Here is an 18,178-nt window from a genome sequence, read left to right as displayed (position 1 = left end):
TTTTGAACCTCCTTAAATGATATATGATTTATATAAAAAATTCTTCGTTATCAAACTCGTCATCAAAATCTTGTAAATATTCATTCATATTATTATTTGAATTAGTGTTGATATTTTTTATTAAAACATCGTCTTTTTCTAACACAAGATTTAAAACATCTATAATATTTATTAATATTCTATCTATTGTTTCTGTCTTAATATAATCTTTTTTAAAATCGAGTTTTAATAATATAGAAGTTTCAAGTTCATTTACAAATAAGTTAATATCATACTTACATTCTATTTCGTCAAAATCATACGGTTTTAAATTCATACTGTCATATATATTTCCATGTAAATAATATGGCATATAATTTATCATAATTGAGAATAATCCTTCTCCCTTAAAACCATATTTTTCTCTCATCATTGCATATAATTTTTCATAAGGATGATCTTGATTATCTTGAGCTTCTAATACTTCATTTTCTACAACCTTTAGATAGTCAATAAATGTCATATCATCTTCTAGTTTAGAACGAATTACAAGTATGTTCAAAAAAATGCCTATAATATTATCTAAATCGTTATGTCTCCGTCCAGCTACTGGTATACCAATGCTAATATCTCTCTGGTTAATTTCCATAGCTATAACGATTTTAAATACTGTTATTAATAATATAAATTTAGTCACCATGTTCTTTTTACAGTAATTATTTATTCTAGTTGTAAGCTCACTATCAATTTCTAGCTTTTTACTGCTACCAGCAATACTTTTATATGATTTATCACTTTCTTTAGCCAGCTTAGTATAGTTAAAATCTTTTAATTTTTCTAGCCAAAACTCACCTTGTTTCTTTATTTCATCAGTTTTTAAGTAATCATTGTGCCAATTAGCATAATCTTTATATTGAATTTTAAGCTCCGAAAGCTTGTTTCCTTTCATTAGTTCATTAAACTCACGCATGAGTATTTTTGTTGATACTCCGTCAGCTATTATGTGATGCATGTCTACCATGAGCATATTTTTTTTCCTTGCTTTAATTATTCCTACTCTGAATAACGGTACTTTTCTTAAATCAAAAGGTTTTATAAATTCTTTTATAATTCCATCAATTTTTTCATCAAATACTTCATAGTATTGAACATTAAAATCTATTTTATCATGTATTATTTGAACTACTTTCCCATCTATTAATTCAAAACTAGTCCTTAAAGATTCATGTCTATTAATTAATTCATTAAATATATTTTCTACTTTTATTCTATTGAATTCTTCATTTACTTCATAAACAGCGGACATATTGTAATTTATTGACTCTAAGTTAGATTGTTGTGCTAAATATATTCTTTTTTGAGAGGAAGATACTGAATAAAAATTTTGCTTTCTGACTGGTTTGATTTCTGAATATGTATTTTTTTCTAATTTTTGTATGTGATTTGCTAGTTCTTTTACTGTTGACTTTGAGAATATATCTTTTATATTAATTTTTATATTTAGTTCCTTCTGTATTTTTTCTGATAGTTTTGTTGCATTTAATGAATGTCCTCCTAAATCAAAAAAATTATCAGATATTTCAATATTGTTAACTTGCAAGACTTGACACCATATATCTAATAAATTTTCTTCAAGTATACTGCTAGGCTTTTCTATCTTTTTATTAAGGTTCAATTTTTCCTTGTAGCTATTAATTTCTCTAATGCAACTATCAAATTCTCCATTTAAATACTTCTCTATTAATTTAAATCTTTGCACTTTACCACTAACTGTCTTTGGTATGTTTGCTATTGGTATTACATGTTTAATATTTATTGCAACTTTTGAATTAACGTAATGCTTAATATCAGTAGCTAGTGTAGCAAATTTTTCTATACTATTTAAATATAAAACAAATAGTATAACTTCATCTTCATGTAGATTTTCGTTATATATTGATGCTGCAACTACTACATTAACTCCTATCGCTGGAGTGTTTTTTGCTATTCTTTCTAAATCATGTGCATAGTAATTTTGACCATTAACAAAAATAATATCCTTAGCTCTACCAGTTATTATTAATCTGCCATTATTTAAAAAACCTATATCTCCTGTATTCAGCCATCCTTCTTCTAGATATATATCTTTATATTTAACGTCACCATAGTATCCAGGGCTAACGTTATCTCCTCTTATATGGATATTCCCTATAATATTTTCTTCCATTTTTTTATTTTCATCATCCACAATTTTTATTTCCAAATTTTTAACTGGATACCCTACTTCTACAAACGTGATTCCACATTCATTGTTTTTGTTCACGAATTTTATTTTTTTCCCTGTTTCTAACTTATTTCTATCTATTGTTACTGTTTTTATTTCTTCATTAAGCGGCATTAACGTTACTATCAAACCAGCTTCTGCCAAACCATAGCCAGGAAGCATAACGTTTTTCCCTAACCCATATGGATTTAATACATCTACAAATTTTTTACATAATTCTTCTGAAATTGGTTCAGCTCCATTTAGAATGCACTTAATAGATGAAAAGTTTAAATTTCCTAAATAATTAAGATCCATATTACTAAGAAAATATTTATATGCAAAATTTGGACAACCCAATACAGTGACTCTGTAATCACTTGCCTTTTTAATCCATAGGTTTGGATTTTTTATAAATAGTCCTGTAGGCATAACATATTGATTGATTTGTGCTACTATTGGCAATATGTGAGCTCCTATTAACCCCATATTATGTGTCAATGGTAACCAGCTTAACATTGAATCTTTCAATGGTTCTACTGTTTTTTCCATCATTGCGTATGCATTTGATAAAACATTCTTATGTGTTAAGATAACTCCTTTTGGCTCTCCTGTAGATCCAGACGAAAATTGAATATAAGCTATATCATCTAGTTTTGATTCATGAATTACCCCTGCCTTGTTATCATTCATAATATTTTTGATAACTATCGTATTTTCATTTATTTCCTGTATTATCTTATTTTCTTTTTCGCTATTACAATTTTTAAGTTTCATTACTGAGTCATTATCAGTTATTAAGTGTGGCTTTTTTAAAATACTCCATACCTTTAGTAATCTAAAATAATTTTCCTCATTTTTACTAATCATTGAAATAGGTACTGGAATTATACCTCCTAATATACATCCCCAAAATGTATAAATAAACTTTTCATTATTTTCCAGTTGGAATACTAACTCATCTCCTTTGTTTAACCCATTAGCTTGCAGCTTGTGGAGATAGCAAAGAGATTTTTCATAGAACTTGTTATATGTTATTTTTGTATCCTTCTCAGTGTTAATAAATGTAATACCAGTATCATTAACTTTAGCAACTATTTTCATTACATCAGTTAAACTTCTATAATTCATTCTAGTCAACTCCGTTCGTAATAATTTGAACTGTAATAAATAATCATTCTACTCATTTCCTTCTTAAAAGTAAGTAATTTACACCATTTTTAATTTTATTTATCTTCTTTATAAAAGATCGTCTTAAAAAGGCAAATTTCTAGGTCATACTAACGACAAAATAAAATATCATAAATACGACAGGATATTTCTTGTTCATACTATCTAAACCTCCATTTATTTATTTATAGTACATGTTCAATTTAATTATAATACATTTATTGTTAATTTTTTGTTGTTTTGTGTATTTATTTCATTTTTTTAATATCTTTACCAAAAGCTTGTAAGCCTGTATTTTCCTAAACATATTAATTAAATAGTTCATAAAGTGAGAGCTATTTTTTTTCATTTTTTTCATTTTTGTAATATGTGTATGAATATTTTTTTATTTTATGTTATCTTTTGTATTATTATGGATGTTGATATTTTAGGAAGAAAGGAAGTTATACATACATTAAATATAGATAGTAAAAGTAAATATTTTATCTAAATAACATTGAATGGAAAGGATAGTTATTCTACATAATAAAAAGGAACTTTCCCAAAATTTCTGAGTAAGTTCCCTTAAAAATATCTTTATTTAATTATCGGTATCGATCTATGCCCAAGGCCTATAACCACTTCATTCAAATGCAGTAAACCTATACTCATGAATATACATACACTAACATGTTCACCGCTTCTGGCTATGCCGATCTTGCCACCAACATTTAAACCTATTGCTTTTGATGAAACCTGTGTTATTGCTTCCCTTGCTGCTCCTGCTATAGCTCCTTCGTGCACATGACAATCTGATATAATATTACTTCGTTTAGCTGCTACTAGTGATCTTTCAATAATTTTGGGTATTGATGCCATTATATTACCACCTATGTCAACAGCCGTACACATGATGTCTTTCTTTTTAAAATTACTGATATAATAATCCTCTTCATCTCTTGAAGAAATAGCCATTTTAACAGCAGCTTTTGCTACATCTGTACTTTTATTTGTCATAAATTTTCCTCCATTTCAGTATTTTATTTAGTTAGTTGCAAAACACCAAACTATTGATAAATACTATGTTTATATGTTTTGATATGACTAAATTCCCCCATAAAACAGTTGTAAAAAATACCAATAAAATTACTAGGGAACCATCTCATGTTTCTTTGTAAGTGTGACTTCAAGAGTTCGTTTCTTCATCGCCCTTACTTAAATCCTAAGAAACGGGCTCTTGTCGGAACCGTCAAAGATTATGAGATGGTTCCCCTCACCAAAAACTTATGAGCTAAAACATTAATAGTTATCCACATTTATTTGAATTTGTTTTGCAACTACCTAAGTATTTTTCTAATACTCAACACTCAATTTTGTTCCCCTTATTCCTGCTTTTGCTGAATCAACTATAATCTTTATTGGCACTCTATTTTTTAACTCTTCTACATGACTTATGATTCCTATACATAAATTCTGTGTTCTTAACTTTTCTAGTGCTGTCATCACTAAATCTAACGAGCTTGTATCTAATGTACCAAAACCTTCATCTAAGAAGAAGAACTCAAGACTAGCACTTCCCTTTAGCTGAACATGGCTTGATAATGCGAGTGCTAAGCATAATGAAGCTATAAATGTTTCTCCTCCTGATAGTGTCTTACAGCTTCTTCTAACGCCTCCATTGTAATTATCACATATTATAAAACCATTACCACTGTCTAATTCTAAACAGTATCTGTTATTTGTAATATCCATCATACTCTTTGATGCTTCTCTTAATATATACTCTAAATGACTCTTAGATACGTATTTTACAAAGTTTTTACCTTTGATTAATGTTTGCAATTCTTTAAGCATATCTTGAATATGTTCTTTTTCTTGTATCTTTTTATCTAATTGTTCTACAGCTATTAGATTTTCTTTCATAGTTTGAATATTTTGCTCTAATGAACCCTTTTGCTCATTTAATTTTTTATACTCATCTTCTTTAGCTTTAATTAGCTCCAATTTTAGTGTTAATTCTTTTTTATCTATTACTCTGTTACCTATAATATCTGTAACTCTCTTTATATTATCAACAATTCTTTTGACTTCATCTTCATGATCTGTAATTTTTGTATTCAAGCTTTGTATTTCTTCCTCAGATATTATACTCAACTTTACACCTTCAACATTATCAAAACCATTATCTTTTATGATATTATTTATCTTTTCTTTCTTTTGTTGATATTCATAGTGCTTATCTTTTAATAACTCACTTAATGCTGCATTGTTTTCATATAGCTTGTTTACTATATTATTTTTTTCATCTAGTCTATTTTTTAAATCTCTTTCTACCTCAATTATGCGATTCTTTTTCGCTTTTAATTCTTCTAAATACTCTTGAGGTAAAAACTTGCCGCATATTAATCCAATTTTTTCTTTATACTCAAATATTATTTTTTCTCTTTGTTTATAGTTTTCATCATATTTAGTACAATCAATATTTAAATGAGCCTTGTTTTCTTTTAAGCTCTCTAACTTGATATTTAACTCATTTAATTCTCTATCATAATTATTAATGTCACTTTCTATAGCTTTCAAGCTTTTTTCATTTGCATATATTTCTTGTATCTTATTTTTAAAAGAATTAACTTTTAAATCACTTTTATATTTTGACAGATCTTGTGAAAGTTTAGTATAGTCTTCATTTAATTTATTAACCTTTGTTGTATTTTCTACTATAAAACTCTCATATTGCTTTATTCTAGCTTTTATAGCTTCAAGCTTTTTGTCGATTTCATTAATTTCTTCTTTGCATGTACTTTCTTTACTTCTAAATTTATCTATATCCTGATTCCATTGTTTTAGATACGCTATATTATTATTTAAAATATTGTTTTTTTCTGCTACTGTTTTTTTAATATTTTCTAAAGCTTCGTCTGGTAACAGCTTCTCTCTATTTTTTATATCATCTATTAACTCACATTTCTGTATATTTAGCCTCTCATTTATAGTTACTAACTGTGCTTGTTTAATTTTCATAGCACTAATTTCTTCTTTATATTTTTTCAAAGCATTATCAATAGATGTATCTACTATTTTAACATCTACTCTATCTTTACAAATACTTGGATGTTCTTTAGACCCACATACAGGGCAAATTTCCCCTTCTGTTAAAGTTTGAGCTAATTCGTAAGCATAAAGCTTTTCTTTTTTTAAATTTATCTCTTTTTCTAAATCTTCATATTCTAAGGTAGTTTTAGTTATGTTTTGCTTAATATCTCTTATTAATTCCTCGTTATTCTTAATTTCTTTGTCAATCTTAAACAGCTTATTTTGCTTGTCTTTTATTTCATTTTCAATGTTCTTAGTATTATTTAAAATTTGTTCTAAATGTTGAATTTCTTTTTGACTTTTTATAATATCATCCTGTTTTAGTGGTGGTTTATTCTCTAATGATTGTATTTGAGTTTTCACAGCTTTTAAATTCATTTTTTTATTCTTAACTTCAAGTTCTAATTTTTCTAACATTTTTATATCATCTAATTTTTTGTTATTATAATGTTTTATTTGGTTATCCACATCTTTTATTTTTTCAGTATATGAAATTACGTTATTTTCAATGTATAAGCCTTCATCAATTTTTTTCTTATAATCAGGTGCTATCTTTAATTCTTTTATTTTTTCATGTAATTGAATTAATATCTCTCCAATTTTATCTTTTTGTACTAATAACTCATTAATATTTTTACTAATTAATTCAATTTCTTTTAAAGCATTATTATGTTTTTGCTTATATTCTTTTGCTTCCTCATTTAAAATATCTGCTTCTTTTTTTAGTTTAATTGCTTCATTTACTTCATGTTCTTTAACCGATAGTTTAGCTACATCATTATTTTTTTGTTCCAATAGTGCTTCATGTTTTATTTTTATATCATCTAATATCTTTTTTTCTTCTTGTAATTCTTTTTTAGTCTCACTTAATTTTTTACTATACTTTTGGACATCATCTTCTAATTTCAGCCATTCTTGTATTGTGCTCCATATAGATAATGCTTTATTTGCCTTTGATACTTGTTCTTTATTTTCATTTATTTCTTGTTTTAATAAATCTAAATAATTTTTCTTGCTTTGATACTGTTTGAGTTCTGTTTGCAATTCATAAAATTTATTAGAATTTTGATATTCATCATTCAGCTCTTTAAGCTTAATTTTTATCAATTCTTGTGCTTTCAGCGTTACTTCGTATTCTTTACTCAATTCATCTAATTTGTCTTTTGATACATCTTCATATCTGTTTCTTTCACCTTTTAGGACATTCAATTCATTCTCATTTTTATTTTTCTTATGTTTAACTGCATCTGATAACTTAGTACCATACTTGCTTAGTCTAAGCATTCTCTCCATCATATCATTTCTAATTTTATCAGGTAACTTTAAGAATTCACTAAATTTTCCTTGCGGTAAGATTACAGATCTGGTAAAATCATCACTCTCTAAGCCTATGATATTTTTGATGAATCTATTTACATCTAAAACTTTTTCAGCTAATACAATACTTTCATCAGATACGGAATATAATCTTGCAAAATCAGTCTTTATAGCACCATCTTTGTTTCTTCGCATAGCTCTGTCAACTCTGTAAATCTCTCTCTTTTCACCATTATATGTATCAAATTCGAAGCTAACATATAATTTATTTGTTACTGTATTTATATATTCACGAGTACCTCTAGGAATTTCACCATATAATGCTAAAATAATTGCATCTAATATACTGGATTTACCGCTACCTGTAGGTCCAAATACTCCAAATAAACCTCTCTGAGTTAATACAGAAAAATCAATTCTTTGCATTTCAATAAAGCTGTTTAAGCCTTCTATCTCTAATATTCTAGGCCTCATTTATATCACCTGCCTCATAAACTATACTATTAAATAGGTTTAATAGCTCCTCCCCAGGCTTAACACCTCTTTCATGTATATAAAACTCTTCAAATAGCTTTGATATATTTTTCTCGTTAAAATCTATCTGCTCGTGTTGAGTTTCTTCAACTTCATCAAATATAGGTATGATTGAAAGTAAATCAGGTTTAATCTCTTTGAGTTTTTTTATTTCTGACTGCATTAATACTTGTTTTAATCTGATTTTTAAATAAACCCACACATCTCTATTACTATTATCATTGCATAATTTTATAGCTTCCTCAAATCCATTACACTTCCATATTTCAATAGGCTTAATATTTTCTAAGAATATTTCCTCCATAACAGGTTTTTGACCATTTACTATATCTATCATATAGAGTCCTTTACTATAACCAATTTCACTACTGCTGTATTGTATTAGTGAACCTGAATAATAAGCTTCTTTTTCAGATTTTTTTACACGTTGAGGTCTATGTAAATGACCTAATGCAATATATTGTGCTTTGCTAGGCAGTTTATCAGCTTCGACAACTAAGCCTCCTCCTATTTGTATTGGTCTCTCTGAATCTGATGTTTCTCCTCCTTCTACAAATATGTGGCTAGCAGCTATATTTATAGTATCATCTCTATATTTATCATTTATTTTAGCAAATATTTGTCCAACCCTGTGAGAATATGAAACTTGCATAGATTCAGTATCATTAACATCTTTAAAAACTTCTTTTAGTCTTTGTTCACTTGGGTATGGTAATAATCCAAAAACAGCTTTCTCTTCATTTACTTTTACTTCTATATATCCTCTGCCACTATCTATAATCTCATGGTTACCTAATTTCCCTGTTGAAGGTATATCCTCTAATGTACCCATTAATATTATTCCATGATCATACGCTAGAGCTTTTGAAGCAGATAATCTCTCGGGACTATCATGATTACCTGCAATAGCTATTACTATCCTCTTTCCTTCTTCAGAGATTTCTTTAACTGTATCATAAAATATCTTTTCCGCTCTAGCTGGAGGATTACTGTTATCATATATGTCTCCAGCTATTAGAACTACATCTATTTGCTTTTCTTTTATTAAATTGATTAAGGATTTTAATATTTTTTCTTGTTCATCTAATCTACTATATCCTTCAAGATATTTGCCTAAATGCCAATCAGAAGTATGCAGTATTTTCATATATTTCACCTCTGTTTTTTAATTATTCAATTTTAATAGCCCTATTTATATTAAATAAGTAAATATAACTCTCTTTAACCTTCATATTTCTTATTCTCTCTAGTGCTTCTTTATATAAATAAATTTGATTTTTATATCTCTGGGCTATTATATCTAAATTTTCACTTGTAACAAAGTCTGTTTTATAATCTATTAGCACAAATTCACCGTTTTCTTCAAAACAACAATCAATTATACCTTGTACATATAGCTCATCGCTACAATTATCTAAATCACCTATTATATTACTCGCAATTTTCTTCATTACAAAAGGTGTCTCTCTTAAAATATTGTCCGATTCTAACATTCTTTTTCCTAAAACACAATTAAAGAAATTATATATGATATTACTATCAACTACCTTTGCTTCTTCAGTAGTAATCATATTTTTGAACACCATATTATCTATTTGATTTTTAATACTCTCTTTATCACTAACCTTTGCTAGATTTATATGCTGCATAACATAATGCACTATCGTACCTTTTTGAGCACCTGTGAATTTGCATGTTTTGGATGCAAATCTAGGGATATTACTCAATGCTGGTATTTTGTGATTTATTAATTTTAAATCGTTAAAGGAAGCCTTAGTTGCTGCTGTAACGGATATCTTAGCAGGTATATACACCGCCTTTTCATGAGAATATGTCCAACTAAATCTCTTGTTGACAGCTTTATTAGCCTTACCTTCTACATAGTTGAAATTTATTAATTCATTCTTGACTGCGTCTTTAGATAAAACTTTCTTATCTTCACCAATTAAATCATTCAATGAAAGAATATTTATTGTCCATTTAGATACATCTTCTTCTACATATATTAATTTTTGAGCCAACTGCCTAATACTTTCTCCATCCTTGTGTTTTGATAAAGCTAACATTATCCAATCCAAATAACAATTACTATTTATTAAGTTAAACGGAGTTATATTTCTGCACCATTTAATACTAGATTTTTCTAGATTATCTACTGTTGCATACAATATCAGCTTATCTACTGCTCTTGTCAATGCTACGTAAAGTATTCTCATCTCCTCAGCTAAACTTTCTATTTTGATTTTTCTTTTTATTGCTGCCTGCGGAAGTGACATGTAGTATGTTCGTTTGTCTATATCAACATATTTAGGTCCAATACCTAAATCCTTGTGAAGTAATATCTCTTCTCTAGTATCCATTAAGTTAAACTTCTTACCTAACCCAGCACATATAACAACAGGAAATTCCAGTCCTTTACTCTTGTGTATACTCATTATTCTAACTACATTCTCATTTTCACCTAATGTCTTTGCTGGGCTCATATCGCTTCCACTTTTTCTCATTTTGTCTATAAATCTAATAAAATTAAAAAGTCCTTTTATTGATGATTTTTCAAATTGATTTGCTCTAGAAACTAATATCCTAAGATTAGCTTGTTTTTGAGCACCGTTCTTCATAGCTCCAACATAATAATAATAGCCTGTCTCTATCAATATGTCCCAAATAAATTCATCTAGCTTCATATATCTTACTTTACCCGACCACTCATCTATTTTCTTAATAAACTCATGGATTTTAAATGTAAGTTCTTCATCACCTTCATAATTAACAATGGAATCATAAAAATTATTTTCTGGATGGTTAATTCTTATTTTTATTAATTCGTCAATATCAAATCCGCCTATAGCTGATCTCATAACACTAACTAACGCCAAATCATCTCTTTTATTATCTATAAGGCTTAATAGATTTAATATTAACTTTATTTCTATAGTCTCAAAATACCCTAAATTATCGTCAGCATAAACAGGTATACCCTCTTCAATAAATCTTTCTACAAACAGCTGTGAAGTATTCCTGGTTGCTCTTAATAAGACTACAATATCTTTGTATTCTATTTCTTTATAACACTTATCCTTTGGTCTATAAGTTTTACTGCCTATAAGCTCTTTTATTTTCTTGGCAACTGCTTTAGCTTCTATCTCCATATTTTTTAATTCTGTCAATTCTAATTCATCATTATCATCTATTTTAATCTCTGTTTTAGGTATTATATTGATTTCGATAGAACTGTCTTCGATAGGTTCAAAACTCATCCCGCTATTTAAGTACGCCTCTGTTGTATAATCTATTTCACCAATTTCTTTGTACATTATATTTTTAAATATATAGTTAACCCCATTTAATATATCCTCTCTGCTTCTAAAATTCTTAGAGAGTATTATTCGTTTATTTACATCTGAAACATCTTTATAACTATTATATTTTTCTATAAATAGTGATGGATCTGCCATCCTAAACCTATAAATACTTTGTTTGACATCACCTACTAAAAATAGATTGTCTTCTCTTTTTATTCTATTTATTATAGTCTCCTGCACTATATTACTATCTTGATATTCATCTACAAATATATAGTCATACTTATCTCTAATTGAGCTTCTTACATCTTCGTTTTCAAGTACCTTCAAAGCATAATGCTCCAAATCATTAAAATCTAATATATTTTTTTCTAGTTTTCTTTCGCTAAATTTATCACTAAAGCTTTTAATGATGTAATTAATATGCTTCACTAAGGGATATAAACTATTTAATTCTTGTACTTGCTTTGATATTCCTTTTCTTAATATACTTTCTTTTAGCTTTGCAAAGACTTTTTTCTTAAAAATATCTCTTAATTCTTTAACTTCTTCTTTTTTTATTTCATCAATTTCATCTTTTCTACTGCCACGAATAGCTTTGAATTTACTAAATTTAACATTGTCAATAATATCAAAAAAATCTTCAATGCTCACGTCAATACTATTTCTTAAATCTTCTAATATAGCTAAATCATCACATATAGCCCCTTCATATTCGCTAGGACCGTCTGCACATCTACATGTTTGTAGAGCTTCTAATAATAAATCCCCAGCACCATCTAAATCTATTAGTATACTTTCTTTTATACATTTAACCCAGATATTGTCTTCAAATTCATCTTCTTTTATGCTAAAAAATTCTACTACACTTTCTAACCACTGCTCAGGATACGGCTTACTTTGAATAAAGCTAAATATTTTTAGTATTATTCCTTGAAGTTTAATATCGTTTTTTGGACTTCCATACCCCTCAACTAATTTAATAAAATTTTCTTTTTCATTTTGATATTCTTGCTCAAAGACTTCATCCAAGACCTCTTGGATTAAAATACTTCTCTCAGTAACATCAGCTACTCTAAAGCTATGATCTAGCCCTACAACATGAAAGTTTTTCCTAATTATATCTGTACAAAACGAGTGTAAAGTTGTGATGCTCGCTTTATTTAAAAGTGTTAGCTGTCTTTTTAAGTGATCTTTGTGCTTTGTATCTTCTTCTATTTTTTTAGATATAGCTTCTAATATTCTATCTCTCATTTCTCCAGCTGCTGCTTTAGTAAAAGTTACAATTAACAGCTTGTCTATATCTAATAAGTCTTCTGTAATAAGTCTTATTATTCTTTCAACTAATACCGCTGTTTTTCCTGAGCCAGCAGCAGCTGAAACTAGTAAGTTGTGCTTTCTATCTTTTATTGCTTGTAATTGATCAGTTGTCCAATTAGGCATTAGTTTCACTCCCTTTAGCTGAAAGTCTTTCAATTACATCATTATTTGAAAGTTTACAAATTTTATTGTATTTATTTTCACCCATTGATACATCAAATCTGCATATTGATTTGTATTCGCAGTAATCACACGCAGTTTGCTCACTAATTTTAGTTGGATAAATATCTATATTTCCTGATAATATACTCTTCGCTGAATCCTTTATCAAGTTTCGAACATGCTCTAACAATGCATCTAGTTCATCTTTTGATATAACTGAAGATGCCTTTGATACTTCACCTGATTTTGTTACTGCGGCAGGTATTATTGACGACCTTTTTTCTATTTCTATATCTTTGTCCAAAGCTTTTATAATTTTAATATCGTTTAGAATAAGTCCTTTCATCTTTAAAGCCTTTAGTATTTCTTTTTCTATTTTTTCATTATCTAATTCATCAGTATTTATAAGCGGATCATGAAGTCTAAAATAGAAAATACCTCCAGGTTTAAGTTCGCTTTCTGTGAATAAATGCTTATTTTGAAGTACCGCATCTAAATACACCATGAGTTGTAATTGTAAGCCATGATAAACATCTGACAGTGTGAAATCTTTCGTTCCTGATTTGTAATCAATAATTTTTATAAAGTCTTCATCATCATCACTATGCAAAATATCTAATCTGTCTATTCTACCTTCCAACTTTATAATGTCTCCATTATCTAGCTCAATAAGTATAGGTGGTGCTTTGAAGCTATCTGTTTCTCCAAAACTAAATTCAAATTCTTTCGGTATAAATTCTCCTTGTTTCAAATGCTCTATCATTGCCCATACTGATCTTTTAGTAATTCTTTTTAGGCTTTTTATCATGTATTTATATTTATATGAACTAAAAAATATTTTATTGCCAAAGTCTTCTACTACATTATCAACAATTCCATCTACCATAGAATTACTTCTCTCTCTATCTATACTAACCCAATCTATACCATTATTCTGTACATTATTAGAAAAGACCTCTATTGAATCGTGAAACAATTTTCCCATATCTGGAGTATCTATTTTATACTCTTTTCTTTTATATGGTTTTAGCCCATATTTTACAAAATGAGCAAATGGACAGTTAATGTATTTTTCAAATCTTGAAATACTCGATATTAAAGGTGTACTATATAAGGTTTTAGCAAAATCATAACCTATCTCATGCTGTTTATTTGAATAAAATAAACCATCAACAACACAATTTAATTTATCTTTCCAAGCAATGTTATTGTAGTACCATCCATATACATCCCACCAAGACTGGCTTATCTCTCTACCGTCAACATACCTTCTTAAAGTCTCTACCATATACTTAAACGTTGATTTAGGAGTAGTAATTTGCCTATTAATCAATGAAACCTTATCATCTGAAATATCGCTTTTTATCATGATATTAGGAAATATATTTTTTAATCTATTTATAAATATTGATGGTCTTACCGCTTTACCTTCAATATCGGCTAAAACATAACTAAACCATACAAATTCTTTAGGCTTTGATAACATAGAATACACTAACAAATTTTCTTCATACGCTTTTGATAAACAATCAGACATAAAAGGCATACCTATGTCTTTTAATGTTTGTTTTTCTTCATCTGATATCAAGCCACTATCACCTGTTATAGAAGGCAATAAACCATCGTTCACTCCAACTACAAACAAAGCCTTTATATCATGACTTTTGGATCTATCTATATTACCAACCATTACCTGATCAACAGTTGTAGGTATTAATCCTAATTTATATTCCATAAACCCAGTTTCTAAAAGATCAATATACTCTTTTAGAGTAACTTTTGTATCTCCTAAGATATCGACTATTTGCTGTAGTACCTCCATAACTATATTCCATATTTGAGTATTTTCATTTGCATATTCTAAATTACCACCTGTTTTTAGTTCTTCTATCCACTTATTTATTTTATCTTCAAGCTCCATAGCTTCAAAATATTCTACTAAATTTTTAGTTATGTTAATTACTGTATTTTTCTTATTAATTGATTCTTTTAGCTGTATTATTGGAGTTACAATTCTTGTTCTTATGTCATTTATTATATCTAAATCTTCTGATTTGTAACTAAAATCATTTAACCATTTATTACCTTTAATGCCGAATTCCAAGCAATAATTTTCTAAAAGCTCCCATTCATTTTTAGCTATACCGCATAATCCAGTTTTTATATAGCTAAAAACATCATCATATCTAAAACCTTTACTAATAATATTCAATAAAGAAACTATATATTTAACAATAGTATTACTTGTTATGTTTCTTTTTTCATCTATAAAACAAGGTATGTCATATTCCATAAAAACCTGTTTAATTAAAGAGCTATACTCCTGAATTGAACCTGTAACTAATATTATATCTCTGTATCTATAACCTTTTTTCCTTACCAAAGATATTATCCTTGAAGCAACATATTCTATTTCTACATAAGGATTAGAAACACTGTAAACTTCTATATCTTTAACTTCTTGTTGATATTTTTCATAAGGATAAGAAAAAAATTGTTTTTCTAAATGACATAAACTTTTTGAAGCTCTATACTGCATACCTTTTAAATCTATTTTAGTTTCTTTGAAATCATTGTTTTTAGCAATTTCTCTAAGTTTATTAAATGTTTTAAAGGTTGTACTAAATAAATCCGTATCATTTTTATTTTCATCTAAATCTAAAGTAAGACTGATATTTACCTTGTTTGATTTTTGAACAAGCTTTTCTATTATCCTATATTGCAAAGCTGTAAAACCATTGTATCCATCTAACCAAATTTCAGTATCTGCAAGCATATCAGACTCATCTATCTTATCTATAAAAATATTAAATTTATCTTCTTCATCACTATAATTATTAGACATATAATCCTGCAGCTGTGCGTAAATAAGTTTTATATCATGAAGTTTTTTAGTTAGTATATTGTCACTTTTATATTCACTTAGTTTTTGATCTAGTAATTCAGGTGTTATGTCATTACGTTTAAACTCACCTATCAAATCACATACACTCATCAGAAAACCTGATTGATTAGAAACTCTTTGATATACCTTAAGATTCTTTTGGTTCAAATCAAATAATCTTTTTAATATCATTACTTTACCAAGTTCATTTATTGTAGAAGTTCTTAAGCCACCTAAATCGCTTAGCACTTTATATACAAGTCGTTCAAAACTTAAAACCTCCACCATCATTATTCCCTCTAAGTTCATCTTTGATATTAAATCTATTTCAGCTTGTAATGTGAATTGTTCAGGGACTAATAATATTAATCTTTTTTTTCTATTCTCTTTTGAATTTTTCAATATTTCTTTATATATTAACGTTGTTTTTCCACTTCCAGCTCGTCCTACAATATATCTCAAATTCATATATTTTATTCACCTCTATTATGACCTATCTATTAATACATTTTATCATAGATTTATTTATAATTGAAACTCCTATTCATTAAATTTGGGTTCTCTGCTTAAAAGTAACGGTGTAATCAATTTATAATGATTACACCGCAAGATTATTATTTTAAATTTTCAGGATTTAAACACTTAAGCTCATCTACAACAAATAAACCATCTTTTCTAATAAGTACATCATCAAAGTATATTTCTCCACCACCATATTCAGGCGTTTGGATACATACTAAATCCCAATGTATATTGGATTTATTTCCATTTGGCGCATCTTCATATGAATTACCAGGAGTAAAGTGGAAACTTCCCATTATTTTCTCATCAAATAATATATCTTTCATAGGTTTTGTAATATAAGGATTAACTCCAATAGCAAATTCACCTATATATCTTGCCCCTTCATCAGTATCAAATACTTTATTAATTCTTTCGGTATCATTAGCTTCAGCTTTTATAATCTTTCCATCTTTAAACTCAAGTCTGATATTTTCATATGTTACTGATTGATATATAGCAGGACAATTATATGTTATGTATCCATTAACCGAATTTTTAACAGGTGCTGTAAATACTTCTCCATCTGGTATGTTATTTTTACCAGCACATTTAATTGCCTCAATATCTTTTATTGAAAATGTTAAGTCAGTACCTACACCTTTTACATGAACTTTATCAGTTTTTTTCATCCACTTTACTAAATTATCCATGGCAATTGACATTTTATTATAGTCAAGATTACAAACATTAAAATAAAAATCTTCAAAAGCTTCTAAACTTGTATTTGACAGCTGAGCCATAGAATTGTTTGGATAATTTAATGTCACCCATTTTTTATTGTTAGTTATTTCTTCAACTATACTTCTTCTATAATATTTACTGTATTCTTTCATCTTTTCACTTGGTACATCTGCTAAACAACTTACATTATCTTGAGCTTTTATAGATATAAACGCATCCAATTGCTCAACTAGTTTCATTTCTGATTCTTTCATTATTTCTAACTGTTCTTTACAGCAATTCATCACAATAGCTCTTCTCAAAGTATCATCTCTAACTACTATAAAAGGCATAGCTTTTAAAGCATATGTCTGATTGACTAACTCCTTAACTAAAGGAGTAGCACTATTTCCATATACTTCAATATAAACTTTTTCTCCTTCTTTGATCTTACAAGAATAATTTAATAAATTACTAGCTAATTGTTTTATTCTTATATCCATCAATACACTTCCTTTCATATCTTTTTATTACATTTGTTTCTAATAACCACATAAACCCAGATTATTCATAAAAAATTATGAGCAGAGAACTAAAATCTATGATTTTATGTGAGTCGCTTACTCCTATGAAGTAACTGAATAGGAGATTCATTAAATAAGATCCTTCTGTTTATAACAAGGTACAAGATATCCCTCACCTCTTTAGGTAGCGGATATCGATTATATTTAACAGGCGGTGCGCAATCTTGTGCCTTGTTGAAACGGTGTGTTGCAATTACTACGTAATTGCTTTCGTTGTTATAAGATATCCATTAAATTCTCGACATACCAACTCGGTATGCCTTCGAATTCACTGAAATCTTCTAATTCAGAATTATACAGCATATTATTTAACGTTATATGAAAAATCAGGGCTAATAACTTTTTAAATTCTAAGTTTAATTCTGGGAAACAGCTTACTACTCCAAAA

At 27.9% G+C, this 18,178-nt stretch carries 7 protein-coding genes; all 7 read right to left on the bottom strand.

Annotation, left to right across the window (positions count from 1 at the left end; translation table 11 throughout):
• Positions 1–28: 28 nt before the first annotated feature.
• Positions 29–3,352, bottom strand: coding sequence for a condensation domain-containing protein (locus AYC61_RS20425; RefSeq protein ID WP_066507706.1), 3,324 nt, complete (start codon positions 3,350–3,352; stop codon positions 29–31).
• 615 nt (positions 3,353–3,967) lie between these two features.
• A complete protein-coding gene (locus AYC61_RS20420; RefSeq protein ID WP_066507703.1) occupies positions 3,968–4,387 on the bottom strand; it encodes a HutP family protein in 420 nt (139 codons plus the stop codon).
• A 336-nt stretch (positions 4,388–4,723) separates the two neighbouring features.
• On the bottom strand, positions 4,724–8,254 hold the full coding sequence (locus AYC61_RS20415) for an AAA family ATPase (RefSeq protein WP_066507699.1): 3,531 nt from the start codon (positions 8,252–8,254) through the stop codon (positions 4,724–4,726).
• Positions 8,244–9,461, bottom strand: coding sequence for an exonuclease SbcCD subunit D (locus AYC61_RS20410; RefSeq protein ID WP_066507695.1), 1,218 nt, complete (start codon positions 9,459–9,461; stop codon positions 8,244–8,246). Before AYC61_RS20410 ends, AYC61_RS20415 begins: the two co-directional genes overlap by 11 nt.
• Positions 9,462–9,483: 22 nt before the next feature.
• Positions 9,484–13,059: a helicase-exonuclease AddAB subunit AddA gene (addA, locus tag AYC61_RS20405; RefSeq protein ID WP_066507691.1), complete on the bottom strand. Its 3,576-nt coding sequence runs from the start codon at positions 13,057–13,059 to the stop codon at positions 9,484–9,486.
• Positions 13,052–16,450 (bottom strand): helicase-exonuclease AddAB subunit AddB, encoded by a 3,399-nt coding sequence (gene addB, locus AYC61_RS20400; RefSeq protein ID WP_066507688.1) that lies wholly within the window; start codon positions 16,448–16,450, stop codon positions 13,052–13,054. The genes addA and addB overlap by 8 nt, the downstream gene beginning before the upstream one ends.
• Before the next feature lie 146 nt (positions 16,451–16,596).
• Positions 16,597–17,712: an aminopeptidase gene (locus tag AYC61_RS20395; RefSeq protein ID WP_202906885.1), complete on the bottom strand. Its 1,116-nt coding sequence runs from the start codon at positions 17,710–17,712 to the stop codon at positions 16,597–16,599.
• Between the last annotated feature and the right edge of the window lie 466 nt (positions 17,713–18,178).

The organism is Abyssisolibacter fermentans (genome assembly GCF_001559865.1).
Taxonomy (GTDB): Bacteria; Bacillota; Clostridia; order Tissierellales; family MCWD3; genus Abyssisolibacter; species Abyssisolibacter fermentans.
The sequence above is the reverse complement of the archived record's forward strand: the minus strand, read 5'-3'. Positions and strand labels throughout refer to the sequence as shown.

Bases quoted from the DNA above. Each gene is read 5' to 3' on its own strand.
- AYC61_RS20410 (WP_066507695.1), bottom strand. From the start codon at position 9,461: ATGAAAATACTGCATACTTCTGATTGGCATTTAGGCAAATATCTTGAA.
- AYC61_RS20420 (WP_066507703.1), bottom strand. From the start codon at position 4,387: ATGACAAATAAAAGTACAGATGTAGCAAAAGCTGCTGTTAAAATGGCT.
- addA (WP_066507691.1), bottom strand. From the start codon at position 13,059: ATGCCTAATTGGACAACTGATCAATTACAAGCAATAAAAGATAGAAAG.
- AYC61_RS20415 (WP_066507699.1), bottom strand. From the start codon at position 8,254: ATGAGGCCTAGAATATTAGAGATAGAAGGCTTAAACAGCTTTATTGAA.
- addB (WP_066507688.1), bottom strand. From the start codon at position 16,450: ATGAATTTGAGATATATTGTAGGACGAGCTGGAAGTGGAAAAACAACG.
- AYC61_RS20425 (WP_066507706.1), bottom strand. From the start codon at position 3,352: ATGAATTATAGAAGTTTAACTGATGTAATGAAAATAGTTGCTAAAGTT.